At 65.9% G+C, this 25,199-nt stretch carries 26 protein-coding genes; 12 read left to right on the top strand and 14 right to left on the bottom strand.

What is annotated here, in order from left to right; genetic code table 11:
• Positions 1 to 26 precede the first annotated feature (26 nt).
• From ISP25_RS05470 to ISP25_RS05460, 3 genes are all read left to right on the top strand, one after another.
• On the top strand, positions 27 to 1,850 hold the full coding sequence (locus ISP25_RS05470) for an assimilatory sulfite reductase (NADPH) flavoprotein subunit (protein WP_404612287.1): 1,824 nt from the start codon (positions 27 to 29) through the stop codon (positions 1,848 to 1,850).
• 138 nt (positions 1,851 to 1,988) lie between these two features.
• Positions 1,989 to 3,674 (top strand): assimilatory sulfite reductase (NADPH) hemoprotein subunit, encoded by a 1,686-nt coding sequence (gene cysI, locus ISP25_RS05465; protein ID WP_404612285.1) that lies wholly within the window; start codon positions 1,989 to 1,991, stop codon positions 3,672 to 3,674.
• Positions 3,671 to 4,393: a phosphoadenylyl-sulfate reductase gene (locus ISP25_RS05460; protein ID WP_192155187.1), complete on the top strand. Its 723-nt coding sequence runs from the start codon at positions 3,671 to 3,673 to the stop codon at positions 4,391 to 4,393. Before cysI ends, ISP25_RS05460 begins: the two co-directional genes overlap by 4 nt.
• Here ISP25_RS05460 and ISP25_RS05455 read toward each other — a convergent pair.
• Complete coding sequence (locus tag ISP25_RS05455; RefSeq protein ID WP_192155189.1) at positions 4,359 to 5,378, bottom strand: LysR substrate-binding domain-containing protein; 1,020 nt, start codon at positions 5,376 to 5,378, stop codon at positions 4,359 to 4,361. The two genes, ISP25_RS05460 and ISP25_RS05455, sit on opposite strands and share 35 nt — an antisense overlap.
• A 363-nt stretch (positions 5,379 to 5,741) precedes the next feature.
• On the opposite strand from ISP25_RS05455, the gene cysG reads away from it, so the two are divergent.
• From cysG to ISP25_RS05435, 4 genes are all read left to right on the top strand, one after another.
• Positions 5,742 to 7,211 carry a siroheme synthase CysG gene (gene cysG / locus ISP25_RS05450; protein WP_404616277.1) on the top strand — a complete coding sequence of 490 codons (1,470 nt, stop codon included), beginning with the start codon at positions 5,742 to 5,744 and terminating at the stop codon, positions 7,209 to 7,211.
• Positions 7,212 to 7,269: 58 nt separating this feature from the next.
• Positions 7,270 to 8,211 carry a cysteine synthase A gene (gene cysK / locus ISP25_RS05445; RefSeq protein ID WP_404612282.1) on the top strand — a complete coding sequence of 314 codons (942 nt, stop codon included), beginning with the start codon at positions 7,270 to 7,272 and terminating at the stop codon, positions 8,209 to 8,211.
• 113 nt (positions 8,212 to 8,324) lie between these two features.
• Positions 8,325 to 8,759 carry a Tse2 family ADP-ribosyltransferase toxin gene (locus ISP25_RS05440; RefSeq protein WP_450088474.1) on the top strand — a complete coding sequence of 145 codons (435 nt, stop codon included), beginning with the start codon at positions 8,325 to 8,327 and terminating at the stop codon, positions 8,757 to 8,759.
• Between the two features lie 27 nt (positions 8,760 to 8,786).
• Positions 8,787 to 9,008: a hypothetical protein gene (locus ISP25_RS05435; RefSeq protein ID WP_192155192.1), complete on the top strand. Its 222-nt coding sequence runs from the start codon at positions 8,787 to 8,789 to the stop codon at positions 9,006 to 9,008.
• A 10-nt stretch (positions 9,009 to 9,018) separates the two neighbouring features.
• On the opposite strand, the gene ISP25_RS05430 is transcribed toward ISP25_RS05435, so the two are convergent.
• Positions 9,019 to 9,402 (bottom strand): winged helix-turn-helix transcriptional regulator, encoded by a 384-nt coding sequence (locus ISP25_RS05430; RefSeq protein ID WP_192155193.1) that lies wholly within the window; start codon positions 9,400 to 9,402, stop codon positions 9,019 to 9,021.
• 172 nt (positions 9,403 to 9,574) lie between these two features.
• Here ISP25_RS05430 and gstA point away from each other — a divergent pair, with 172 nt between their 5' ends.
• Entirely contained in the window at positions 9,575 to 10,195 is a 621-nt protein-coding gene (gene gstA, locus ISP25_RS05425) for a glutathione transferase GstA (protein WP_192155194.1), read from the top strand.
• Positions 10,196 to 10,447: 252 nt separating this feature from the next.
• On the opposite strand, the gene purB is transcribed toward gstA, so the two are convergent.
• Positions 10,448 to 11,815, bottom strand: a complete 1,368-nt coding sequence (purB, locus tag ISP25_RS05420) for an adenylosuccinate lyase (RefSeq protein ID WP_404612278.1) — start codon at positions 11,813 to 11,815, stop codon at positions 10,448 to 10,450.
• A gap of 224 nt (positions 11,816 to 12,039) precedes the next feature.
• Between purB and ISP25_RS05415 the strand changes: the two genes are divergently transcribed.
• On the top strand, positions 12,040 to 13,422 hold the full coding sequence (locus ISP25_RS05415) for a class II fumarate hydratase (RefSeq protein WP_404612276.1): 1,383 nt from the start codon (positions 12,040 to 12,042) through the stop codon (positions 13,420 to 13,422).
• Between the two features lie 185 nt (positions 13,423 to 13,607).
• Here ISP25_RS05415 and ISP25_RS05410 read toward each other — a convergent pair whose 3' ends face one another.
• The 7 genes from ISP25_RS05410 to ISP25_RS05380 all read right to left on the bottom strand — a co-directional run bounded on the left by ISP25_RS05410 (position 13,608) and on the right by ISP25_RS05380 (position 18,099).
• Positions 13,608 to 13,856: a hypothetical protein gene (locus tag ISP25_RS05410; RefSeq protein WP_404612274.1), complete on the bottom strand. Its 249-nt coding sequence runs from the start codon at positions 13,854 to 13,856 to the stop codon at positions 13,608 to 13,610.
• A gap of 387 nt (positions 13,857 to 14,243) precedes the next feature.
• Positions 14,244 to 14,768 carry a hypothetical protein gene (locus ISP25_RS05405; protein WP_404612272.1) on the bottom strand — a complete coding sequence of 175 codons (525 nt, stop codon included), beginning with the start codon at positions 14,766 to 14,768 and terminating at the stop codon, positions 14,244 to 14,246.
• A gap of 42 nt (positions 14,769 to 14,810) precedes the next feature.
• Positions 14,811 to 15,518, bottom strand: coding sequence for a YggN family protein (locus tag ISP25_RS05400; RefSeq protein ID WP_404612270.1), 708 nt, complete (start codon positions 15,516 to 15,518; stop codon positions 14,811 to 14,813).
• A gap of 36 nt (positions 15,519 to 15,554) precedes the next feature.
• A complete protein-coding gene (locus tag ISP25_RS05395; RefSeq protein WP_404612268.1) occupies positions 15,555 to 16,514 on the bottom strand; it encodes a hypothetical protein in 960 nt (319 codons plus the stop codon).
• Positions 16,511 to 17,368 carry an ABC transporter ATP-binding protein gene (locus ISP25_RS05390; protein WP_192155202.1) on the bottom strand — a complete coding sequence of 286 codons (858 nt, stop codon included), beginning with the start codon at positions 17,366 to 17,368 and terminating at the stop codon, positions 16,511 to 16,513. The genes ISP25_RS05395 and ISP25_RS05390 overlap by 4 nt, the downstream gene beginning before the upstream one ends.
• Positions 17,365 to 17,739 carry a GntR family transcriptional regulator gene (locus ISP25_RS05385; protein WP_077485172.1) on the bottom strand — a complete coding sequence of 125 codons (375 nt, stop codon included), beginning with the start codon at positions 17,737 to 17,739 and terminating at the stop codon, positions 17,365 to 17,367. The genes ISP25_RS05390 and ISP25_RS05385 overlap by 4 nt, the downstream gene beginning before the upstream one ends.
• Positions 17,740 to 17,742: 3 nt before the next feature.
• A complete protein-coding gene (locus ISP25_RS05380) occupies positions 17,743 to 18,099 on the bottom strand; it encodes a hypothetical protein (protein ID WP_192155204.1) in 357 nt (118 codons plus the stop codon).
• A gap of 215 nt (positions 18,100 to 18,314) precedes the next feature.
• Between ISP25_RS05380 and ISP25_RS05375 the strand changes: the two genes are divergently transcribed.
• From ISP25_RS05375 to ISP25_RS05365, 3 genes are read left to right on the top strand one after another with little or no spacing between them, the layout of a single operon-like run.
• Entirely contained in the window at positions 18,315 to 19,271 is a 957-nt protein-coding gene (locus tag ISP25_RS05375) for a LysR substrate-binding domain-containing protein (protein ID WP_192155206.1), read from the top strand.
• 40 nt (positions 19,272 to 19,311) lie between these two features.
• A complete protein-coding gene (locus tag ISP25_RS05370; protein ID WP_404612265.1) occupies positions 19,312 to 20,457 on the top strand; it encodes a pyridoxal phosphate-dependent aminotransferase in 1,146 nt (381 codons plus the stop codon).
• A 17-nt stretch (positions 20,458 to 20,474) separates the two neighbouring features.
• Complete coding sequence (locus ISP25_RS05365) at positions 20,475 to 21,275, top strand: amidohydrolase (RefSeq protein ID WP_404616276.1); 801 nt, start codon at positions 20,475 to 20,477, stop codon at positions 21,273 to 21,275.
• Positions 21,276 to 21,426: 151 nt separating this feature from the next.
• Here ISP25_RS05365 and arsC read toward each other — a convergent pair whose 3' ends face one another.
• From arsC to ISP25_RS05345, 4 genes are read right to left on the bottom strand one after another with little or no spacing between them, the layout of a single operon-like run.
• Positions 21,427 to 21,765: an arsenate reductase (glutaredoxin) gene (gene arsC, locus ISP25_RS05360; RefSeq protein ID WP_192155212.1), complete on the bottom strand. Its 339-nt coding sequence runs from the start codon at positions 21,763 to 21,765 to the stop codon at positions 21,427 to 21,429.
• Positions 21,766 to 21,774: 9 nt separating this feature from the next.
• Entirely contained in the window at positions 21,775 to 23,259 is a 1,485-nt protein-coding gene (locus ISP25_RS05355; RefSeq protein WP_404612263.1) for a pseudouridine synthase, read from the bottom strand.
• Between the two features lie 12 nt (positions 23,260 to 23,271).
• Complete coding sequence (gene scpB / locus ISP25_RS05350; RefSeq protein ID WP_404612261.1) at positions 23,272 to 24,099, bottom strand: SMC-Scp complex subunit ScpB; 828 nt, start codon at positions 24,097 to 24,099, stop codon at positions 23,272 to 23,274.
• A 16-nt stretch (positions 24,100 to 24,115) separates the two neighbouring features.
• Positions 24,116 to 24,994 (bottom strand): segregation and condensation protein A, encoded by an 879-nt coding sequence (locus ISP25_RS05345; protein WP_404616275.1) that lies wholly within the window; start codon positions 24,992 to 24,994, stop codon positions 24,116 to 24,118.
• Positions 24,995 to 25,199: the final 205 nt, after the last annotated feature.

Raw genomic sequence — 25,199 nt, 5'->3', positions numbered from 1 at the left:
GTTTGGACGTCCAAAAGGAAAGTCACGTGAGTGCTGCCACACGCCCCATCCTGCCTGCGCCGGCGCTTGCCGCGGAACGGCTCGCGTTGCTGAACAGGTTGACCGAAGGCCTGCCGCCGGCCGACCTGTACTGGGTGTCGGCATGGACGGCCGCGCTGGCGGCGCAAGCCACGCGCGTCGCGTTGCCGGCAGCCGCCCCGCCGGCGGCGAATGCCGCGGCGGACGAACGCCTCACCGTGCTCTACGGCAGCCAGACCGGCAATTCACGCCGCGTGGCCGAACGGCTGGCCGAGCGTGCCGCCGCCGCGGGGTTGAACGTGCGGCTGCTGCGCACCGGCGCCTATCCCGTGCGCGAACTGGCGCAGGAGCGGCATCTCGTGCTGGTGATCAGCAGCCAGGGCGACGGCGATCCGCCGGACGACGCCATCGGTTTCGTCGAGTTCCTCGCCGGCAAGCGTGCTCCAAAGCTGCCGCAACTGCGGTTCGCCGTGCTGGGCCTGGGCGATTCCAGCTACCCGCAGTTCTGCGCGGTCAGTCGTCGTCTGGACGCGCGCTTCGCCGAGCTGGGTGCGCGGCGTTTCGCCGAGCTGGGGGAGGCCGACGTGGATTTCGAGGCACCCAGCGCGAGCTGGAGCGATGGCGTGCTGGAGAAGGCGCGCGAAGTGCTGGATGCCCCGGCAACGCTGGGCGCAACCGGTGCTCGCCCGAGCTTGCATGCGGTGAGCAGCGTGCTGCAAGGGCGCGAGCATCCGTTTGCTGCCGAGGTGCTGGACAACCAGCGCATCGTTTCGCGCGACAGCAGTCGCGAGGTGCGCCATCTCGAACTCTCCCTGCAGGGCTCGGGCCTGCGTTACGAGCCCGGTGACGCGCTGGGCGTGTGGCCGCGCAATCCGCCCGCGCTGGTAGGCGAATACCTGCGCCTGCTCGGCCTCGACGGCGAGCAGGAAGTGGCGCACGACGGGCGTCGCCTGCCGCTGGCACGCTGGCTCAGCCAGGAGCGCGAGTTGACCAAACTCAGCCGCCCGCTGCTGGCTGCACATGCCGCCGACGGCGGCGATACCGAGCTGGCCCACGTGTTGGAACCAGCGCAGCGCGAGGCCTTGGGTCGTCTTCTCGACACGCACCAGCCCATCGACGTGTTGCGTCGCTATCCGGTGCAGTGGAACGCCGAGCAACTGGTGGCCGCGTTGCGGCCGCTCACGCCGCGGCTGTATTCCATCGCTTCCAGCCCGAAGGCGGTGGGCGAGGACGAGGTACACCTCACCATCGCCGTCGTGAATTACCACGCGTACGGCAGCGAGCACGCCGGCGCCGCCTCGTCCTTCCTCGCCACGGCGGCCGACGACGCGCGCGTGCCGGTGTTCGTGGAGCCGAACGAGCGCTTCCGCCTGCCCGCGGACGGCAGCCGCGACATCATCATGATCGGCCCGGGTACCGGCGTGGCGCCGTTCCGTGCCTTCGTGCAGGAGCGCCTGGCGGTGGGGGCTGCTGGTCGCAATTGGCTGTTCTTCGGTAACCGCCATTTCGCGCGGGATTTCCTCTACCAGGTCGAATGGCAGCAGGCGCTCAAGGACGGCGGCCTCGACCGGCTCGACCTCGCGTTCTCGCGCGACGGCGCGGCCAAGACCTATGTGCAGCACAAGCTCAGGGAACATGGTCGCGAGCTGTACGCGCGGCTGCGCGATGGTGCCCACCTCTACGTCTGCGGCGATGCCACGCACATGGCCAAGGACGTGAACGAGGCCCTGGTGGAAGTGGCGGTGGCCCATGGCGGCCTCTCCAGCGAAGACGCACGTGGCTGGTTGACCGAGTTGCTGCAGGAAGGGCGCTACGCCCGGGATGTTTATTGAAGCGTTCGTCCGTGAACGCGAGAGTCGAGGAGCGGCAATCCATCGCCGAACCTTGGGAATCCATGCGTTCGTCGACGAACGCGGAAATCAGGAAGCCGCCATCCATGGCGGCACTTTCGAAAGAAGCAAGCTATCCCCATGCCTTCCCATCTCGAACACATCAAGACCGCCAGCCGTTTCCTGCGCGGCAGCATCGCCGAAGGTTTGGCCGACCCGGTTACCGGCGCGATCAGCGAAGACGACGACAAGCTGCTGAAGTTCCACGGCAGCTACCAGCAGGACGATCGCGACCTGCGCGAAGAGCGTCGCAAGCAAAAGCTTGAGCCGGCCTACGCCTTCATGGTGCGTGCGCGCCTGCCCGGCGGCGTGATGACGCCGGCGCAATGGCTGGCCTTCGACAGGATCGCCAGCGACTACGCTTCCAGCGGCTTGCGCATTACCACGCGGCAGACCTTCCAGTGGCACGGCATCGTCAAGCACAACCTCAAGCCGACCATCGCCGCCATCGACGCTGCGCTGGCCAGCACCATCGCCGCCTGCGGCGACGTCAACCGCAACGTGGTGTGCAACACCAATCCGGTGCAGTCGCAGGCGCATGCCGAGGCCTATGCTTGGGCGGCCAGGCTGTCCGAGCACCTCAAGCCGAAGACCCGCGCGTACCACGAGATCTGGCTGGACGGCGAGAAGCTGGTGGGCGAGGCCGCCGAAGCCGAGAACGAGCCGCTGTACGGTGCCACCTATCTGCCGCGCAAGTTCAAGATCGGCGTGGCGATCCCACCGCTCAACGACGTCGACGTGTTCGCACAGGATCTCGGCCTGATCGCGATACTGGAGCGCGGCGAACTGGTGGGTTTCAACGTGGCCATCGGCGGTGGCATGGGTGCCACGCACGGTGACCCCACCACCTACCCGCGCCTCGCCAGCGTGATCGGCTTCGTGGCGCCCGGAGATCTGCTGGCATTGTCCGAGGCCATCATTGCCGTGCAACGCGACTGGGGCAATCGCGAGGAGCGCAAGCACGCACGCTTCAAGTACACCATCGACACGCACGGCCTGGCGGCGGTGAAGGCGGAAATCGAAAAGCGCGCCGGCTTCGCGCTGGAAACGGAGCGGCCGGTCCATTTCGACCACAACGGCGACCGCTACGGCTGGATCGAAGGCCACGACGGCCGCTGGCATCTCACCTTGCAGGTGGAGTCCGGGCGCCTCGTGGACAACGAGGAAGCGCGCTGGCTCAGCGGCATGCGCGAAATCGCGCGCGTACACGGCGGCGACATCCGGCTCACCTGCAACCAGAACCTCATCATCGCCAATGTGGCCGGGGACGATCGTGCAGGTATCGATACCATTGTCGCTGCCCACGGCATGGGCGGTTACCGGCGCTACAGCGGCATCCGCCGCCATGCCATCGCCTGCGTGGCATTGCCTACCTGCGGCCTGGCGATGGCCGAGAGCGAGCGCTATCTGCCGCAGCTGCTGCCCAGGCTGGAATCGCTGTTGGACAGCCACGGCCTGCTCGATGAGCCCATCCTGCTGCGCTTGTCCGGTTGCCCGAACGGCTGCTCGCGGCCCTACCTCGGCGAGATCGCGCTGGTGGGGCGAGCGATCGGTCGCTACGACCTGCGTCTCGGCGCGGACTTCAGCGGCCAGCGGCTCAACCAGACCTATCGCGAGAACGTGGACGAGGCGACCCTGCTCGAAGCGCTGGATGCCCTGTTTGCCAGCTATGCCGCGGACCGGGCGCCCGGCGAACACTTCGGCGACTTCTTGCTGCGCAGTGGCGTGCTGAAGAACAGGAAGATCCCCGCGGAGGTGGTCGCATGAGTACGCCGGCGCTTCCCGGTGACGGCAACGATGCCGAGGCGCTGCTCGCGCTCAACTACTGGCTGGGGCGGCAGGATGTCGAGACGCGCGTGCGCTGGATGCTGGAGAACGTGCCGGGCGCGCATGCTCTGTCGTCCAGCTTCGGCGCGCAGGCAGCGGTGTCGCTGCATCTGCTCGGCAGCCAGGAGCCGGGTATCCCGGTGATCCTGATCGATACCGGCTACCTGTTTCCCGAGACTTACCAGTTCGTCGATACGCTTACCGAACGGTTGTCGCTCAACCTCAAGGTCTACCGGCCCGTCATCGGCCGCGCATGGGCCGAGGCGCGCTACGGCAAGCAGTGGGAGCAGGGCATCGAGGGGCTGAACCGCTACAACCGCATCCGCAAGATCGAGCCGATGCAGCGCGCCTTGGCCGAGCTGGGCGTGCGGGGCTGGTTCGCCGGCCTGCGTCGGGACCAGTCGCGCAGCCGTCGCGCCATCGATTTCGTGGAATGGCGGCAAGGGCGCTGGAAGCTGCACCCCATCGCGGACTGGACGGACCGCGATGTTGGCCGTTACCTGCAAAAGCATGCGCTGCCCTACCACCCGCTATGGGAGCAGGGCTACATCTCCATCGGCGACACCCACACCACGCATCGCTGGGAACCGGGCATGGATGCCGAGGACACCCGCTTCTTCGGGCTCAAGCGCGAATGCGGGCTGCACGAGGCGCCGTGATCGGCGTGGCGGCCAGCCGCTCGCGCCAGTGCGGCACGCGCGGCGGCTTTTCCGGCGCGATGCCCAGCGTGAGCTGGCGGCGCACGTCGTTGCGGTCGAGGTGCGGCGCGAACTGCGCGATCCATTCCAGCGTGTAGTCGCGCAGCACGCTGTCCTTGCGCAGCACGATCCAGGTCGTGCACAGCGGCAGCAGCGCATCGGCCTCGATCACGCGCAGGTCGGCGTCCTCGCCCGGCTGCAAGGCCATCTCGGCCAACACGCCCACGCCCATGCCGGCGCGCACGTAGGTCTTGATCAGATCGGCATCGGCAGCGGTCATGGCGATCTGTGGCGCCAGTCCGGCGGCGGCGAAGGCTCGCCGCAGCGAGGACTCCGGTCGCTTCGAGGAGTCGTAGCTCACCAGCGGTTGCGCGGCCAGTTCGTCCAGCGTGGGCGCGCGGCCCGGCTTCGCCAGCGGGTGGTCCTGCGGTGCCAGCACCACTCGGCTCCAGCGGTAGGCGGGAAAAGCGATGCCGCCATTCGGCGCCGGGCCGGAGGTGCTCACCACGGCCAGATCGACGCGCCCGCTTTCCAGCAAATCCAGCACCTCGGCATCGCCGCTGGGCTGCAGATGCACGCTCACCTGCGGGTAGCGGCGGTTCAGTGCGGCGATGGAAGCGGGCAGGGCGAAGCGTGCCTGCGTATGCGTGGTGGCGATGCGCAGTTCGCCGTGAGCCTCGTTGCGCAGGTTGGCGGCGATGGAACGGATGTTCAGCGCCTCGGCGAGGATGATGCGCGCGCGCTCGATGACCCGCACGCCCGCGTCGGTGACCGAATCCAGGCTCTTGCCCTTGCGGATGAACAGCAGCAGGCCGAGTTCGTCTTCCAGCTGCTTGAGCTGTTTGCTGACGCCGGGCTGCGTGGCGTGCACGCGCTCGGCGGCGGCGGTGATGTTGAGGCGGCAGTCGGCGATGGCGACGAGGTAGCGGAGCTGCGTGAGGGTCATGGCAATCCAGTGGTCAGGGGCGATGGCGGATGAGGCGCGGAAAATCGTGATGTTCCGCGCGCATACATCGCATCGCACGGTCCTGTGCGGGGACAGTGCTGGATGGTCCTGGCTTGGCGTTTGTAGTGGCCATGCCTTCGAGTCTATATGCTTTTTTGTTCGGACGTCTATACGTATAGACGTTCAAACAGTGCATTCATGACCGCGGGTGTCGCGGTTTCCTGGGCGGGGCCTCCTGTCTGGGCGGCCTGCCCTGGTTTCATGCTTCGCCGGCATATGCCGCGTCGCCAAAGTCATTTCCGCCCGGATGGCGCGATGCGTAGCGTGGTCGGCTCCATCGCCGCCATCGACGAAGACCGTGCCATGAAGCTGTATCCGTTGTTCGCCGACCTTTCCCGACGTGCCGTGCTGGTGGTGGGTGGCGGCGTCGTGGCGGAGCGGAAGGCGGCTGCCCTGCTGGCAGCCGGCGCACAGGTCACCGTGGGCGCCCCCGAGCTGACGCCGCGGCTGCAACGCTGGGTGCGGCAAGGTCGCGTCGCGCATCGTGCCGGCGAATTCTCGGCGACGTGGCTCGACTACGCCTGGCTGGCGGTGGCCGCCACCGACGACCGCACGCTCAATGCCCGCGTCGCCGAACTGGCCGGCCTGCGGCGCGTGTTCGTCAATGTGGTGGACGATGCCGAATTGTCCAGCTTCCATGTACCGGCCGTGGTCGACCGTTCGCCCCTGGTGGTGGCGATATCCAGCGGCGGTGCGGCACCGATGCTTGCCCGGCGGGTGCGCGAGCAGTTGGAAACCCTGCTCGATCATTCGCTGGGCCCATTGGCCCAACTTTCGGCGCGCCTGCGCAAGCGCATCCGCCGCCGCCATCCCGAACTTGCCGCGCGGCGCCGTTTCTACACCGAACTGTTCACCGGGCCGGTGGCTGCGCTGCTGCGCAAGGGGCAACCGGAAAAGGCGGCCGCTGCCGCCGAGCAGGCGTTGCGCACCGTGCCGGTCGAGCAGGCCGGCTCGGTGGTGCTGGTGGGTGCAGGCCCGGGCGACGCCGGTCTCTTGACCCTGCGTGGCCTGCGCGCCCTGAATGAGGCTGACGTGATCCTGCACGACCGCCTGGTGAGCGCCGAGGTGCTGGAGCTCGCGCGCCGCGACGCCGAGCGCATCGAGGTGGGTAAGCAGGCGGGCAATCATCATGCGACCCAGGACGAGATCCATGCGTTGCTGCTCGGCCATGCACGTGCGGGTCGTCGCGTGGTACGCCTGAAGGGCGGCGATCCCTTCGTGTTCGGCCGCGGCGGCGAGGAGCTGGAATTCCTGCGCGAGCACGGCATTCCCTATGAAGTAGTGCCTGGCATCACGGCGGCACTGGCCTGCGCGGCGCACGCCGGGGTGCCGCTCACCCATCGCGACCACGCGCAGTCGGTGCGCTTCGTCACTGCGCACTGCCGCGAGTCGCTGGATACGCTGGACTGGCCCGCGCTGGCGCAGGAGCGCCAGACCCTTGCGGTATACATGGGCGTGGCCGGCCTCGATCGCCTGCAACAACGGCTGCTGGCGCACGGGCGAGTCCCCTCCACCCCATTTGCTCTGATCGAAAACGGCTCGCGCGCCAATCAGCGCGTAGTCATCGGCACGCTGGCCGACCTGCCGGAACGCGCGACGGCCCATATGGTGCGGTCGCCCGCCTTGCTGATACTGGGCGAGGTGGCTGGACTGGCCGAGCGACTGGCCTGGTTCGGCGCGCCGCCCCTGGACGAACCTGCCCCCGTGCCGTCACGCTTGCGTCCGGTGCAGACTGCGCAGATAACCCGCGAACCGGTCCGCCGCCGCGCTTGACGGAAACCTTGCACCATCGCGCGCATGATCGCGTGCAGCCACCACCCGGAGCCTCGCCATGATTTACGACAGCATCCTCGACACCATCGGCAACACGCCCATCGTCCGCCTGCATCGCCTTGCGCCGAAACACGTCGAGCTGTACGTGAAGGTGGAGGCTTTCAACCCCGCGGGCTCGGTGAAGGACCGCCTAGCTCTGGCGATCATCCTCGACGCCGAGCAGCGCGGTGCGCTCAAGCCCGGCCAGACCGTGGTCGAGGCCACCTCGGGCAACACCGGTGTGGCGCTGGCGGCGGTGTGCGCGGCGCGCGGTTATCCTTTCGTGGCGGTGATGACCGAGACCTTCTCGATCGAACGGCGCAAGCTGATCCGCGCCTACGGCGGCAAGGTGCTGCTCACCCCCGCCGCCGCGCGCGGTACCGGCATGGTGGAAAAGGCGCGCGAACTGGCCGCCAAGCATGGCTGGTTCTGGGCCAGCCAGTTCGAGAATCCGGCCAATCCGGCCTATCACCGCCAGACCACCGCACCGGAAATCCTGCGCGACTTCGCCGGCCGCCGCCTCGACTATTTCGTCAGCGGCTGGGGCACCGGCGGCACGCTCACCGGCGTGGGCGAGGTGCTCAAGGTGGCGCGGCCGGAAGTGAAGGTGATCGGCACCGAACCCGCGGTGGCCTCGCTGCTGGGCGGCAAGGAATGGGCGCCACACAAGATCCAGGGCTGGACCCCGGACTTCGTGCCTGCCGTGCTCAACCGCAACGTGGTCGATCAGCTGGTGACAGTGGAAGACACCGTGGCCCGCGACACCTCGCGCGCGCTGGCGCAGAAGGAAGGCATCTTCACCGGCATCTCCTCCGGCGCCACGCTGGCCGCAGCGCTGCAGGTGGCGCAGAGCGCGCCTGAAGGCTCAGTGCTGCTGGCCATGCTGCCGGATACCGGTGAGCGCTACCTGTCGACCTTCCTGTTCGAGGGTGTCAACGAGGGATCGGATGAGGTGGAATGATATGTTTCACCTCGCAGTGTCCAGGCGAGATTCTCGTTTAGCATCCCTACGCGGGTTCAAGACAGGGAGCATGTGCGATGGCGACGACGGATGTCGACTTGTATCGGTCAGTCATGGGCGGCGACTTCAAGAGCTTCAAGCTTGGGGTGTATCCCGGTGACGGAGTGCTCGATCCCCGCTGGGAGTCGAAGCAGTATTTCAGCAACAAGCTGAAAAAGATGGTCACCAGCCAGGCGGACGTCACGGTAATCGCCGGTGGCAAGGATGGCCCGGAGGTGCTGCCGGACGGCGGCACCTCGCTGCACGACGTGGCCGGGTGGTTCCCGAGCAAAGAATTCTTCATTCCGGCTGGAACGGAATACGCAGATGAAGTCATCCGCATCCGCAAGGACGACAAGCTCAAGACCAGTCCCTACAACAGCAAGCTGCAAGGGCATCATTACCAGCTCAAGCCCCGTACGCGCATGACGGTGGAGGCCTTCAAGGGCGCGCTGGACAACATGGCCCGCGCAGCGGTCGTCCAGCAGTGCGGAATGGCGGGGCTGTGATTCCCGTTGCGATCGACGAGGGTAGATATGCCTAGCATCAGCCATCAAACCCTGATCGTCGCAATCCAGGCCGTGGCCTCCGAGATCCGGAGCCTGCGCGCGGCGCTCGCGGAGGGCGATGCCGAGCCGGAGGAATACCAGCTCCTAGAGGATCGCATTCGCGCTGCCGAGGATCTGGAGCGTGCCTACGACGAAGCGGCCCGGACTGTCCTCAACCTGCCGCCTTACGATGAACTGGTCGGAAACTGACTGGGTGGAGTCAGCCCACCACCCGCACCTTCTTCCCCAACGAAGCACGCGAATCCCACTCCGCTATCAGTTTCTGCCCCACCTGCGCCAACGCACTGATCGCAGGCAGCAGCTCGCGGCCCAGTTCGGTAAGTGCGTATTCGGCCGAGGGCGGGGAAGTGTCGAGCAGATGACGGCTTACCAGGCCGCGCGATTCCAGTTCGCGCAGGCGGGCGCTGAGCACGCGGGCAGAGATGCGCGGGATGTCGTGGCGCAGTTCGCCGAAGCGGCGGGGTTCGCCGCTGAGGCACCAGACTACATTCGGTGCCCAGGCGCCGCGTAGCAGCGCCAGGCTTTCGGTGAGCGGGCAGGCGGGTGGTGGTGCGACCTTGCTCTTGCGTACGGGTAGGCCCATGGGACGGCTCGATGCTGGCGTAGGCGGTGGTAACCGTGGGGTTACCGCATTCTGCGGCTAATTGGTGGATGGATGGTATCCAATGGTAACCATGGCGGCGTAGCATCGGCGGTTCGGATGCGCGGTTTCGCTTGCGCGTGTCCGTTTCCCGTCCCCCACCTGGAGTCATCGCATGAAGCTCTATTACTCCCCCGGCGCCTGCTCGCTTTCCCCGCATATCGTGGCGCTCGAGGCCGGCATCCAGCTGCAGTTGGAGAAAGTCGACGGCAAGGCCAAGCGCACCGAGAGCGGCGCGGATTTCTGGCTGGTCAATCCCAAGGGTTACGTGCCGGTGCTGGAGCTGGACAGCGGCGAAGTGCTGACCGAAGGCCCGGCGATCGTGCAGTATCTAGCCGACCAGAACCCGGCCAGTGGCCTCGCTCCGGCCAACGGCACGCTGCCGCGCTACCACTTGCAGGAGATGCTGGGTTACATCAATTCGGAGCTCCACAAGAGCTATAGCCCGTTGTTCAAGCCGGATACGCCCGAGGCCACCCGCGTCGAGCGCAAGGAATACCTGAAGCGTCGCTACCAGTTCATCGAGAACGTATTGGCGAAGCAGCCTTTCCTGCTGGGCGACAAATTCACCGCGGCCGATGCCTACCTGTTCACCGTGACCAACTGGGCGAAGCATGTGGAGCTGGACCTTTCGGGCTTCCAGGCGTTGCTGGCCTTCCAGAAGCGTGTGGGCGAGCGCCCGGCGGTGCGCGAAGCATTGGCGGCGGAAGCGCCGAAGAAGCCTGCCCACGCCTGATGCGTATCGGGCCGCGTGTGGAGACACGCGGCCCGATATTCACCGTCCCAGCTGAGCGTAGCTTGCGACAGCAAGCGAAGTCGAAGCGCCAATAGCACGACGGCCCTTCGACTTCGTCGCTCCTCAAAGCGTGGCCACCCGTGGTTCCTCCCCGCGCCGGTCCTGCGGGCCTATGCTCGGGGTGAATGTAATCTTCGGTTGGCGTCGTGGCCAGCCAGATCGGCCGATGCTGGCGAGCATGTACGCGGTGGATCAGATATCCCGCGCCAAGCCCTCGGCCAAGCCGATGTAGCCGCCCGGCGTGAGGTCGAGCAGGCGTTGCTTCGCGTCGGCGGGCAGTTCCAGCTTGCCGATGAACTCGCGCATCGATTCCTTCGTGATGCCCTGGCCGCGGGTCAGCGCCTTGAGCTGCTCGTAGGGCTGCGGCAGGCCGTAGCGGCGCATCACGGTCTGCACGGCTTCGGCCAGCACTTCCCAACTGGCATCGAGGTCGGCGGCGAGGCGGTCGGCGTTTACGGTGAGTTTGCCCAGGCCTTTCTGCAGCGACTCCAGCGCCACCAGGGTGTGGCCGAAGGCGGTGCCCAGCGCGCGCAGCACGGTGGAGTCGGTGAGGTCGCGCTGCCAGCGGCTGATCGGCAGCTTCTCGGCGAAATGCCCGAGCAGTGCGTTGGCGAGGCCGAAGTTGCCCTCGGCGTTCTCGAAGTCGATCGGGTTGACCTTGTGCGGCATGGTGGACGAGCCGACCTCGCCCTCCTTGAGCTTCTGCTTGAAGTAGCCCAGCGAGATGTAGCCCCACACGTCGCGCGCGAGGTCGATCAGGATGGTGTTGGCGCGACGCACCGCATCGCAGTATTCGGCCACGTCGTCGTGCGGTTCGATCTGCGTGGTGTACGGGTTGTAGTCCAGGCCCAGGCTTTCCACGAAGCGCTGCGAGAACGCGCGCCAGTCGATCTCGGGATAGGTGATGGCGTGGGCGTTGTAGTTGCCCACCGCACCGTTGATCTTGCCGGGGATCTCCAGCGCGGCGAGCTGTTTGCGCTGGCGCTCCAGCCGCGCCACCACGTTCGCCAGCTCCTTGCCCAGGGTGCTGGGCGAAGCGGTCTGGCCGTGGGTGCGCGAAAGCATCGGCAGCGCAGCGTTGGTGTGCGCCAGTTCGCGCAGCTTCGCGATGATGCCGTCGAAGGCGGGCAGCAGCACCTGTTCGCGCGCGTCGCGCAGCATCAACGCGTAGGACAGGTTGTTGATGTCCTCGCTGGTGCAGGCGAAGTGCACGAACTCCTTGGCCTGGGCCAGCGCGGCGTCGTTGCCGATGCGCTCTTTGATGAAGTACTCCACCGCCTTCACGTCGTGATTGGTGGTGGCTTCAATGGCCTTGATGCGCGCGCCGTCTTCGACGGCGAAACCGCTGGCGATGGCGCGCAATTGCGACACCTGCGAAGGCGTGAAGGGAGACAGTTCGGCGATGCCGGACTCGGCGGCCAGCGCCAGCAGCCACTCGATCTCCACGTGCACGCGACGATGCATCAGGCCGAACTCGCTGAAGATCGGGCGCAGCGGCTCAGCCTTGCTGGCGTAGCGGCCGTCCAGCGGCGACAGGGCGGTGAGGGCATGGTTCGACATCGGGGTGTTCCGGCACGGGAAAACGCCCATTTTACATTGACGGCGGGTCGATGCCCGCAGGCTTATAGTGGTTTTTGCTTGTCATCCCGGTGCAGATCGGGGTCCGGTTTGGTTACTCGTGCGTAGTACGCAAAGCCTGTTTCGTGTGCTGCGCACGCATACTTCACTGGATCCCGGCCTGCGCCGGGATGACGGGCAAACAATCCATTTCCGCGAGAACCGACATGGCCAACTTCCGCACCGAACACGACAGCATGGGCGAGCTGAAGGTGCCCAGCGACGCGCTCTACGGCGCGCAGACCCAGCGCGCGATCGACAATTTCCCGATCTCGGGGCTGCGCCTGCCGCGCGAGTTCATCCGCGCGCTGGGGCTGATCAAGGCTGCCGCCGCCGAGGCGAACCACGGGCTGGGCTACCTGAAGAAAGGGCAGGCCGTGGCGATCCGCAAGGCCGCGCTGGCGGTGGCGGCCGGCGAATACGACACGCAGTTCCCCATCGACGTGTTCCAGACCGGCTCGGGCACCAGCACCAACATGAACGCGAACGAGGTGATTGCTCATCTAGCTGCGCGCGCCGGCACCAAGGTGCATCCGAACGACCACGTCAATTACGGGCAGAGCTCGAATGACGTGATTCCAACCGCGATCCACGTCAGCGCCGCCCTGGTCGCGCACGAACAGTTGCTGCCCGCGCTGAAGCACTTGAAGAAGATCATCGACCAGCGTGCGCGCCAGCTGCGCCACGTAGCCAAGACCGGACGCACCCACTTGATGGATGCGATGCCGGTGACCTTTGGTCAGGAGCTGTCCGGCTGGGCGGCGCAGATCGGCTCAGCCATTGCCCGCATCGAAGACGCACTCAAGCGTATGTGTCGCCTGCCACAGGGCGGTACCGCGGTGGGTACCGGCGTCAATGCCGATCCGAAGTTCGGTGCCGCGGTGGCGAAGGAGCTCAAGAAACTCACCGGCGTGCGCTTCGAAGCGATGGAAAACCCGTTCGAGGGCATGGCCGCGCAGGATGACGCGGTAGAGCTTTCCGGTACGCTGAAGGTGCTGGCCGTGGCGTTGATGAAGATCGCCAACGACCTGCGCTGGATGAACTCCGGCCCGCTCGCCGGCTTGGGCGAGATCGAGCTGCCCGCGCTGCAGCCCGGCTCCTCGATCATGCCCGGCAAGGTGAACCCGGTGATCCCGGAGGCTACGGCGATGGTGGCGGCGCAGGTGATCGGCAACGATGCGGCCATCACCATCGCCGGCCAGTCCGGCAACTTCCAGCTCAACGTGATGCTGCCGTTGATCGCCTACAACCTGCTCGAATCCCTGGGCATCCTGGCCAACGTCTCGCGCCTGCTTGCCGACAAGGCCATCGCAGGTTTCAACGTCAACAAGACGCGGGTGAACCAGGCGCTGGCGATGAACCCGATCTTGGTCACCGCGCTGAACCCGGTCATCGGCTACGAGAAGGGGGCGGCTACCGCCAAGCAGGCCTACAAGCAGCATCGACCGATCATGGATGTGGCGCTGGAGACCACTGGTTTGTCGAAGGCCGAATTGCAGAAGCTGCTCGATCCCTTGGCCTTGACCAAAGGGGGTATCCACGAAGGCTGAGCTGGCTGGTGCTTACATCGTGCGTAGTGCTCGCGGCCAATGCCGTGCGTACCACACCGCGAGCGCCGTCAGTGCAGCTTCCAGCACTGCAAAGCCCTGATAGAAGTGCCACGCATGGCCTGGATTGCCAACCTGAGCTGTAAGCAATCCGGACGCAAGGTTGAATCAGCGGCTCGTGCGTATGCCTACGGCGATGGAGAGGAAGTCATGAGGCTGGGAACGACCATCATCAAACATGTGCCTATCTGCCCGCCCTGGGTTGCCGGGCCGAGCGGCCCTGGTCTGGCTCGCAGTATTTCCTGCAATTTCCCCGGCGTATAAAGCTCGAAATAGTCGCGGCAGACGTAGCGCATCACCGATGTCCATAGCGCGGCGAGCTTCGATTGCACGGGCGTGCGCCAATGTTTGAGCGGCTGTTTGGCAGTCGTATTCAAGGCAAGCCCTGTATGCGACGAAGGTGGCGCTTACGCGCCGGCAGGCGTGGCGGCCTCCGCCTGCATTTGCCGGAAACTTGGGTGTGCCGCCGGCACCCGCAGGCATAGCATGAACGGCACTTTCGCGAAATGCAGCGGGCCGAGCACGCTGGAAACGGTGTCCTGCCAATCCCGGAGTGGCGCCTACGCGATGCCCGTACCACATGGGCCAGAGCGTTGAGTATCAATCCGAGGCCGAACGAGTGGCGCAGGAATTCCACACGCAGCGGTAGCACCGACTGGTGACACCGCAGTCCCTCGCGGCGCTTCGGAAGTACCGGTGATCTGGCCGTCCATGCAAGGCGGCCTGACATAGCGAGCAACCACGCCCGCGCATGTCAGGCGGCTTCAATCCTTGGCATCTTTCTCGCAGCTCGCCACGTCGTCGGCGCTGACGATGGCCGCATAGGGCTTGAAGGCCACCAATTGCGCGGCAAGTTGATCCTGCGCATCCTTGATGGCGGCGGTGTCCTTGCAGATGTCGAGGCTGAGCTTCTCGATGCGGTCCGACCCAGCCTTCGTCGCCTTGTCCGCGTTGCCGGAAGAAGACGAGACTGCGGTGGTAATGGCCTTGGTGGCCATGCTGACACCAGCCTTGCCAATGGCGAGGCCGGTGTTGCGTACGTCACGCACGCTTTGGTTGTATTGCGCAAGCAGGGCGCGTTCGGCCGGCGTGACCACCACGGCGTTGCCACCGACCGTGAACCCGCCGTCGGCGGCGATGTTCGCTTCCGACGCGCCGTCGACATGCAAGGTCACCACGTCGCCGTACAGCCTGATCGCGCCGTTCTCCATGGTGGTGTCGGGAACGTGGCAGGCGGCGAGGGAGCATGCCAGTACGGTGGCGATCAGCGTGCGATTAGCGTGCTTCATGATGGGCTCTGTGCTTGATTGGGCAAAGGGCGTGGCTATCGATCAGTCCGAGAACACGGCGACACCCTTCTTGCCGTTCTGGTCGGTCATGTCCTTGCTGCAGTCGTCGACGTCCTTCTGCGTCATCGTCGCATAGGGCTGGAAGGCAGGCATGGAGGCGGCCAGCTTCTGCTGCGAGGCCAGCATGCCGGGCAGCCGCTTGCACAGGCGCAGGGCAGCGGCCTGGATCGCGTCGGTCTGCGGCTTGATGCTCGCCTCGATTTCCTTGTCGCTCTTGCCGGTGAACGCGCCCATGATCGCCTGCTTCGCCGCGGCGACGCCGATGTCCGCGCCGCTGGCGCCGATGTCCATGCCGGCATCGGCGATGCCGATGATCTGCTGGCGGTAATCCAACAGCATGGTGTGTTGCTCGGGCGTGGCATCGACGGGTTTGCCTGCGATCACCAGGGTGCCCTGCGGGGTGATGACGGCCTTGGGCAGCTTGTTGTCGTCATCGTCGTCATGCTTGCCCTTGCTGTTGAAGTGCACATTGCCGACGCTGATGTCCTTGGTCTGAAGTTCCCGCTTCGCCTGGTCGATTCCCTTCTGGACCTCCGCGTGGATGACCGACGGCGAGGTCTGCTGCTGCGCCTCCTGCAGAGCTTGTGGCACGTTGTTGTTGGAGCCGCTGTCGGACGATTGGCTGCAGGCCGTCAGAGGCAACAGCAGGATCAGCGCAAGGGTGCTGCCGGTGATCGCGATGTTCTTCATGGTGTCGCTCCCCGTGTGAATGAATCCGATGGGTTATCAGGTGTCGTCGCGCCAGCGGCGCAGCCAGATCGCTGCGGCCAGCAGGGCGAGGCCCGCGATGGCGCCGATCCAGAAGCTGGGCGCCGCCATGACGCTGTAGGCGCTGCCGAGGTCCAGTACGTCCAGGGTGTGTTCAGCGCCGCTGCTCACGGACTGGTAGCTGCTCGCGCCCAGCCAACTGCCCGGAAACACGCTGAGCAGGATGCGGCAGACCACGTCTTTCCAGTACCAGCCGCCACCGACGGAACGTGTGCCCATCAGGTTGAACCAGCCCAGCATTACGCCCACTACCACCGGCAGCACGGCGGCCCACAGGAAAGGTTTGCTGCGTGCCCAGGCGGAGCAGAGCAACAGCCAGCCGGTGGCCGGCAATGCCCACATCGCGTACAGCGGGATGCTGCCGATTAGGTTGACGATGACCTGGAACGGATGTGCATAGACAAGCAGGTGCCAGGCGCCGATGCCGTGGAAGGACAACGCAACCGTGAACAGCAGCAACATCGCGATGCCGGTGAGCACGCCGCAGATCACGGCGATGAACGGGGCCAGCAAGGTGCCGGCAACCACCTTGGCCAGCACGGTGGCCGTGTCGGACAGCGGCAGCGACTTCCAGAACAGCAGGCTGCGGTCGCGGCGGTCGTCGTACAGCGCGCCGAGGCAATAGAAGAACACCACGAAGCCCAGCACGACGCTGATAATGAACGAAGTCGAATACATCATCACGTCCATAAAGGCGCCGGCCTTGGCGGCTTCTTCCGCGGTCAGCGCGTGGTCGAGGATGTGGATCCTGTCGTTGAACAGGAAGTGGAAGCCGTGCTGCGCACCGATCACCTCGCCGCCGATGATGCCCATCAGGTTAAGCAGAAGGAACACGCCGCCGGTGATCACCGGCGCCCATAGAAAGCCGCCGCGGTGTTCCCAGAATTCGCGTTTCACCAGCCAGTAGAAGGTTTTCATGCGTAGGTTCCTTTCATGGTGGCGACGAACAGGTCGCTGACGGAGGGGCGGCGTACTTCGCCCAGCGCCTCCAGTTGCGCGCGTGCCACGCCGTCGAACAGGAAGATGCTCTTGCCGAATACCTGGCGCTCGTCCAGCGGCTTCAGGGCGCGGACTTCGGCAGCGCGTTCGGCGCCAACCATCACTTCGGCAAAACGTTCGCCCACGGCGTCCATGTCGGCGTCCAGCACGATCTTGCCGTCGCGGATGAACATCAGGTCGGTGAGGATGTGCTCGACTTCCTCCACCTGGTGCGTGGTGACGATGATGGTCTTGTTCTCGTCGAAGTAGTCTTCCAGCAGGCTCTGGTAGAACTGCTTGCGGTAGAGGATGTCCAGGCCCAGCGTAGGCTCGTCCAGCACCAGCAGGCGCGCGTCGATGGCCATCACCAGCGCCAGATGCAGCTGCACGATCATGCCCTTGGACATCTGCTTCACGCGCAGGTTGGGCGTGAGCTTGGTGCGGGCGAGGAAGGCTTCGCACTTCTTGCGGTCGAAGCGCGGATGCGTGTGGGCGACGAAATCGACCGCTTCGCTCACGCGGATCCAGCGCGGCAGCACCGCCACGTCCGCGATGAAGCAGACCTGCTCCATCAGCTTGCCGCGTTGCTTGCGCGGATCGAGGCCGAGTACGTCCAGTTCGCCCTGGAAGTCGGTGAGGCCGAGGATCGCCTTCAGCGCGGTGGTCTTGCCGGCGCCGTTCGGGCCGATCAGGCCCACGATGCGGCCGGGCTGGATCTCGAAGCTCACGTTGTCCAGCGCGGCAGCGTTCTTGTAGCGCTTGCCCAGACCGCGGGCAGAGATGACTGCGTTCATGCGTGCTTCTCCGGCTCGGACGGCGCCTCGCGCAGCAGGGTCTTCAGGTCCAGGCCCAGCCGCTGCAGGCGGGCATACAGCGCGGGCCATTCCTCGCGCAGGAAACGCTCGCGTTCGGACTTCAACAGTTCTTCGCGTGCACCCTCGATCACAAACATGCCCAGTCCCCTCCTTTTTTCAACCAAGCGTTCATCGACCAGCTCTTGGTACGCCTTCGACACGGTCAGCGGATTGATCTGGAAATCCGCGGCTACCTGGCGCACTGATGGCAGCGGGTCGCCCTCGTTCAAGGCGCCATCCAGGATCATCGCCACCACGCGTTGGTGCAGTTGGCGATAGATCGGGATGCTGTCGTTCCAGGTGATGGTCATGGATTATTCCTTGCTGCTAGCGCTCGTGGTGCCAAACGAATAGTAGGGCATGGCCAGTTGCGCCCCGAGCTGCACGGCGGCACCGTTGGCGACACCCACCGCAGCGTGTTCCAGCGTGGCGGCGGCCTTCATGTCGGCGGCCGTGGGGGTGACTTCGACCGGCGTCAGGTTGGTCACATGGATGCCGTTGATCCAGGCCACTGCGGGCACGTGGGTCGGCAGGCTCACCACGGCCAGGGTCAGGCTGGTCATCACCACTGCTACGGCGGAGGCGATCCAGCGGCGGGCGGGGACCAGGGTGGTGGTGAAGACGTCGTGGGTTGCGACGGCCGGGTTGTGGGAGTTGAGCTTCGCGTTCATGGCATTGCTCCTCTGGTGAAGTCGTTAAGTGGTGTTGTAGTGAACTATAACACTGAAAATTTGACCGTCAAGCGCCGAATGCGGGTTTGGCAACATGACTGATGGCAGGGGTGGGGCGACGGAAGCCCGGAGTGGTGTCTACTGCAGGTGTATTCGAAACAATCTGCCAATTAAGCTGGCCGGATCTGGGGTGTTGTTCGAAGCGGGAAACAACCATGACGCAATTGATCGGGGCACTGCAGGATCTCAACGACCTGTATTTCTTTGCTGCAGTGGTCGAGCACGGCGGATTCTCGGCAGCAGGAAGGGCGCTGGGCATGCCCAAGTCGCGGCTCAGCAAACGGGTAGCGCAACTGGAAGATCGGCTTGGCGTGCGTCTGTTGCAGCGGACCACGCGCCGCTTCGTGGTCACCGAAGTGGGCGAGCGTTTCTATGCGCATTGCCGCGCGGTGCTGGAGGAAGCACGCGCAGCGCAGGAAGCCGTGGACGAGTTGCGGGCCGAGCCGCGCGGCGTGGTGCGCCTGAGTTGCCCGGTGTCGCTGACCCAGACCATCCTCGCCCACGTGCTGCCTGACTTCATGGCGCAATACCCGCGTCTGCAGGTGCGCGTGCTTTCCAGCAATCGCCGCGTGGATCTGCTCGGCGAAGGTTATGACCTCGCGATCCGCGTGCGCAGCAAGCTCGATACCGACACCAACATGGTGGTGCGCAGCTTCGGCCAGTCGCGCGTGCTGCCGGTGGCCAGCCCCAAGCTGCTCGCTGCGCTGGGGCGCCCCAAGCATCCCGGCGAGCTGGCGAAATTCCCGGCGCTGTCGATGCAGGAACACGAAGGCCCGCAGACCTGGGAGCTGATCGACGCAAGCGGCGAGCGCGTCAACGTGGAAGTGGACGCGCGGCTGATCTGCGGCGACTTCGCCGTGTTGCTGGAGGCGGCACGCCGCGGTGTCGGCGTGACCCTGCTGCCGGAGTTCGTCTGCGCACCGGCGGTGACCAGCGGCGAGCTGGAAGTGCTGCTGCCGGAATGGAGCGCGCCGGAAGGCACCATGCACTTCATCTATCCCAGCCGACGCGGCATGTTGCCGGGCGTGCGCGCGCTGGTGGACTTCCTTGCCGAACGCCTGCCTTCGGCCACCCTGAGCAAGCACGAGGAGTGCAAGAAGCGCGCGTTGTGACCATGCTACGCTTTCGTTTGGACTTCCATACGGCAATGCGATGAAGATCGACACCAAGCTCCCCAAGGTTGGCACCACCATTTTCAGCGTGATGAGCCAGCTCGCGCTGGAGCACAAGGCGGTGAACCTGGGGCAGGGCTTTCCCGATTTCGAACCGCCGCTGGGCCTGCGCGATGCGCTGGCGCGGGCGATGAACGAGGGAAGGAACCAGTACGCGCCGATGCACGGCACCGCGCCGCTGCGCGAGCAGATCGCGTCCAAGACCGAGCGCATGTACGGCCACCGCCCCGACGTGGACGCCGAAATCACCGTCACCTCCGGCGCCACCGAGGCGCTGTTCGCGGCGATCGCCGCGGTGGTGCGCGCGGGCGAGGAGGTGATCGTTTTCGACCCCTCCTACGACAGCTACGAGCCGGCGATCGAGCTGCAGGGGGCGAAGGCGGTGCACATTCCGCTGATCGCTCCGGCTTTCTCGGTGGACTGGCAGCGCGTGCGCGATGCGGTGACCCCGCGTACGCGCATGATCCTCATCAACAGCCCCCACAATCCGTCCGGCGCGGTGCTGTCCGCGGCCGATCTCGAAGAGCTGGCGGCGATCGTGCGCGGCACGGACATCGTGGTGCTGTCGGACGAGGTCTACGAACATATTGTCTACGACGGCAGGCAGCATGAGAGCGTGCTGCGCCATCCGGAGCTCGCTGCGCGCAGCTTCGTGATCTCCTCCTTCGGCAAGACCTACCATTGCACCGGATGGAAGCTGGGTTATGCGGTGGCACCGCGTGCGCTTACCGTGGAATTCCGCAAGGTGCACCAGTACCTCACCTTCTGCAGCTTCCACCCAGCGCAGGCCGCATTCGCCGAGTTCCTTGCCAGCGACCCGCAGCATTACCTTGAATTGCCTGCGTTCTATCAGGCCAAGCGCGACCGTTTCCGCGCGCTGCTGGCGCCTTCGCGCTTCAAGCTGCTCGACGTGCCGGGCGGCTATTTCCAACTGGTGGACTATTCCGCCATCCGCGACGAGGACGACCTCGCCTTCAGCCGCTGGCTGGTGGAGCAGGGTGGAGTGGCGGCGATTCCGCTGACGCCGTTCTGCGAAGCCGCGCCGGGCACGCGCCTGCTGCGCCTGTGCTTTGCCAAGAGCGATGTCACCATGGAGGCGGCCGCCGAGCGGCTGTGCCGGCTGTGAGTGGAGATGGCGTGGGCCTGCAGCCGCTGACGGTTTCGCTGGTGCAGGGAGCCACCCGCTGGCACGATGCGCCGGCCAACCGCGACTATTACGGCAAGCTGGTACGCCGCGCGCGCGGCAGCGATCTGGTCGTGCTGCCGGAAACCTTCCTTTCCGGCTTCAGCAATGACACAGGTGCCAGTGCGGACACCATGGATGGCGAGGGCGTGGCATGGCTGCGCGCGCTGGCCGCCGAGACAGGCGCGGTGATCTGCGGCAGTCTGGCGATCCGCGAAGCCGGCACGGTCTATAACCGGCTGCTGTGGATGCGGCCGGACGGCACGTTCCAGCAATACGACAAACGCCACCTGTTCCGCATGGCCGGCGAGCATACGCGTTACGGCGGCGGCAGCGAGCGGCTGATCGTGGAACTGAAGGGCTGGCGCATCCTGCCGCAGGTTTGCTACGACCTGCGCTTCCCGGTATGGCTGCGCAACCGCCGGCTGGAAAGCGCTGCCGGCGGCATGGACTATGACATTGCCATCTTCGTGGCCAACTGGCCCGCGCCGCGGCGCCAGCCTTGGCGCACGCTGTTGCGCGCCCGTGCGATCGAGAACCTCGCCTGCGTGATCGGCGTGAACCGCGTGGGCGTGGACGGCAATGAACTGCCTTACGCCGGCGACAGCGCGGTAATCGACCCGGTCGGCGAGCCGCTGGTGGAATGCGGTGCGCTGGAACAGGTAGCCACGCTTACCCTCGACCCCGCGCCGTTGCTCGCGCATCGCGAACGCTTCCCGGCATGGATGGACGCCGACGCCTTCACGCTCGATCGAGCCTGATTGGATTGCCGGTGTGTCCTGTGCGTAACGGTTTCGGCTTTCGCTTGTCATCCCGGCGAAGGCTGGGATCCGGTAACGATCCCGCTCATTCAGGCCATTCGACTTCTGGATTCCGGCCTACGCCGGAATGACGAGCCATGATGCGAGGTGGTTACAGGATTTCCAGCACCGCTTCCGGCGGCCGGCCAATCGCCGCCTTGCCGTTGGCAACCACGATGGGGCGTTCGATCAGGATCGGGTGCCTGACCATGGCGGTGATCAAGGCTTCTTCGTCCAGCGTGGGGTCGGCAAGGCCGAGCTGCGCGTAGACGGCTTCGCCGTTGCGCAACAGCTGGCGTGCAGGAATACCGAGCAGCTTGAGCAGATGCTTCAACTCGGCCGCATCGGGCGGCGTGTCGAGGTAGTTCACCACCTCGACATCGCGGCCTTCCAGCAGCGCCAGCGTGGCGCGTGACTTGCTGCAGCGGTTGTTGTGATAGATACGGATCATCGCCGGCAATCAGCGATTGCCGGAACGACCGCCGCCGCTGCCGCCGCGACCATGTGGACGGTTGCCACCGGGGCGACCGCCGCCGTGCGGCGGCCGATTGCCGCCCTGGCCTTGCGGGCGACCACGGCCGCCCTGACGGTTGCCGGCCGGGCGGCCTTCGCCGCCGTGGCTGTTGCCGAAACCGCCATGCCCGCCGTGTCCGCTATGGCCACTTCCCTGGCTGCCACCGAAGCCGCTGCCGTACGGATTGGCATTCGCGAAGCCGCCATGGCCTGCGCCACCGCGCGCACCACCGGCGCCACCGCCGGGCTTGCCGCCACGGCGCTTGTTGCCTTGGCCGCCGCCGGCCGGGCGCGCGCCGCCATCACGGCTGTCGCCGGCAAACCAGGTGCGCACCGAGGGCAGTTCCTGGCCGGGTGCGATGCCGCGCTTGTTCTTGCGCTGAAAGCCGTTGCCGGTCGCGCGTTCCGGTCGGGCAACGTTGCCGTTCACTTCCTTGCCGGGGTGGCGACGCTGCTGCCGGCCGCGCACGGGTTCTTCGCGGATGCGGTCGTAGGCGCGCAGTTCGCGTGCTTCGTCCTGGTGGCCGCTGCTCCAGCCGCTGCTGGAGCCGCTCTCGGGGCGGTATTCGGTGACGTTGCGGTTGGCGCGGCGCTGGTGCAGCACCGGGCTCAAGGTGAGCACGGGCTGCGGCGCGCCGAGGCCGGCGGCCTGGCGCAGCTGCTTCACGGATTCCTCGTCCAGCGTGGCGCTGTCGTCGCGGCGCAGGGTGCGCGGCAGTTCGATGTTGCCGTAGCGGATGCGCTTGAGGCGGCTGACCAGGAACCCCTGGGAATCCCACAGGCGGCGCACTTCGCGGTTGCGGCCTTCGCGGATCACCACGCGGAACCAGCTGTGGCTGCCGCCGCGGCTGATCACGGCGATTTCGTCGAAGCGGGCAGGGCCGTCTTCCAGTTCCACGCCGGCCTTGAGCTTTTCGATCACCTCGTCGGGTACCTCGCCGTGCACGCGGCAGAGATATTCGCGCTCGATGCCGCTCTTGGGGTGCATCAGCGCGTTGGCGAGTTCACCGTCGGTGGTGAGCAGCAGGAGGCCGGTGGTGTTGATGTCGAGGCGACCCACGGCGACCCAGCGCGCGCCCTTGAGGCGCGGCAGCTGTTCGAACACGGTGGGGCGGCCTTCGGGGTCGTCGCGCGTGGTGAGCACGCCCTCGGGCTTGTGGTAGATCAGCACCTCGGTGTCGCCGCGGTTGTCGGTGGCGACCACGAACTGCTTGCCGTCGACCACCACGCGGTCGCCCGCATGCACGCTGGTGCCGATGGTGGCGGCCTGGCCGTTGAGTTCGATCTCGCCGGCCTGGATGCGCTGTTCCAGCATGCGGCGCGAGCCGAGGCCGGCGTTGGCGAGCACCTTGTGCAGGCGCTCTTCCAGCGACGCGTTCTCGGTGACCGGCGCGCGCTTGAGGGAAAGTGTGGATTTTTTCGGCGCAGTCATGCGCGTTGCTCCTCAGGAATTCTGTGCGGTTTCGCCGTCTTCGGCGTCCGCGGGGGCCGCTGCCTCATCGGCAGTGGAGGGTTCGGTTTCGCCGGCTTCGGCTGGGTGTTCGGTTGTTTCGGCGGCGGCTCCGGCGTCCGCCTCGTCTGTTTCGTGATGGACGGCTTCGTGCCCGTGCTCGTCCGCCTCGGTGTGGGTGGCTTCGTGCTCGTCGGTTTCCGCCTCGGCCGCTTCCTCTTCGTCCGGATCGATCGGCAGGTCCTTGATGACGCGGGCGGGCAGCGGGGTCTGTTCAAAGCCCATCTGCGGATCTTCCATGTCGCGGATTTCGGACAACGGTGGAAGCTGATCCAATGATTTCAGGTTGAAGTAGTCAAGAAACGCGCGGGTGGTGCCGAACAGCGCCGGCCTGCCGGGCACGTCGCGGTAGCCGACCACGCGGATCCATTCGCGTTCTTCCATCGTCTTGATGATGTTGCTGGAGACCACGACACCACGGATTTGTTCGATCTCCGGGCGCGTGATCGGCTGCCGGTAGGCGATCAGCGCCAGCGTCTCCAGCAAGGCGCGCGAGTAGCGGCTGGGCTTCTCGGTCCACATGCGGGAGATCCACGGGTGCACGTCCTGGCGTACCTGGTAGCGGAAGCCGGAGGCGACCTCCTTCAGTTCCACGCCGCGGCCTTCGCAGTCGGCGCCCAGCGCTTCCAGCGTGCGGGCGATCTGTTCGTGGCCGACTTCGTCGGTTTCGCTGAACAGGTCGCCGATTTGGGCGACGGTCATCGGCTGGCTGGCGGCGAGCAGGGCCGCTTCGACGATGGGTTTGAGTTGCTCGATCTGCATGGTTCCCGGTGCCGATTCAGTGCGTGCCGTTGCCGGCGATGTCCGGCGTCTCGAACGCCGGTTCCGCGGCGCCCCTATCGTTCGCGTCGTCCTGCTCCATCGCGTCGGCGAGGACCGCCTCGGCATCCACGCGCGCCTTCAGATAGATCGGTGCCAGCGGAGCCTCCTGCACGATCTCGATCAGCATTTCCTTGGCCAGTTCCAGCATGGCCAGGAAGGTAACCACCACGCCGAGGCGCCCTTCGCTGACGTCGAACAGCGTTTCGAAGCGATGGAAAGCCGGCCCTTCCAGCTTGCCCAGCAACTCGCCCATGCGCTGGCGGACGCTGAGTGCCTCGCGCTTGATCGCGTGATGGCCGAACAGTTCGGCACGATGCAGCACGTCCTTGAGCGCCAGCAGCATTTCCTTGAGATCCAGCGGCGGCGGCAGCTTGATCACATTGCGTTCGCCGGTGTCGGCCTGCGCAACGGCCGTGTCGCGTTCCATTCGGGGCAGCGACTCGATGTCCTCGGCCGCCTTCTTGAAGCGCTCGTACTCCTGCAGGCGGCGCACCAGCTCGGCGCGTGGGTCGTCCTCCAGGCCTTCCTCGGCGGGTGGCCGCGGCAGCAGCAGGCGCGACTTGATCTCGCCCAGGATCGCTGCCATCAGCAGGTACTCCGCGGCCAGCTCCAGCCGCATCGTTTCCCGCATCATGTCGATGTATTCCATGTACTGCCGGGTGATCTCGGCAATCGGAATGTCCAGAATGTCCAGGTTCTGCCGGCGGATCAGGTACAGCAGCAGATCCAGCGGACCCTCGAACGCCTCAAGGAAAACTTCCAGCGCATCCGGCGGGATGTACAGATCCTGCGGCATTTGCAGCACCGGTTCGCCACGCACGATCGCCAGCGGCATTTCCTGCTGCTGGGGATGCGCCGCCTGGTTGTCCCGCAAGTTGTCCTGCGATGCGTCCGGGCCCTGCGGCCCGACTGGCTCGGTGCTCATCGATGCGTGTCATTGGGCCGCAAGGCGGCCGGCAGTGCGTCTGTTTTGGGTTGCCTTCTGCCAGGCGACGGCGCGGAGCGCGAGCCGTGTCTGGCCGGTGCAAGGCTATGCGGCG

The organism is Rhodanobacter hydrolyticus (assembly GCF_044904645.1).
The sequence above is the reverse complement of the archived record's forward strand: the minus strand, read 5'-3'. Positions and strand labels throughout refer to the sequence as shown.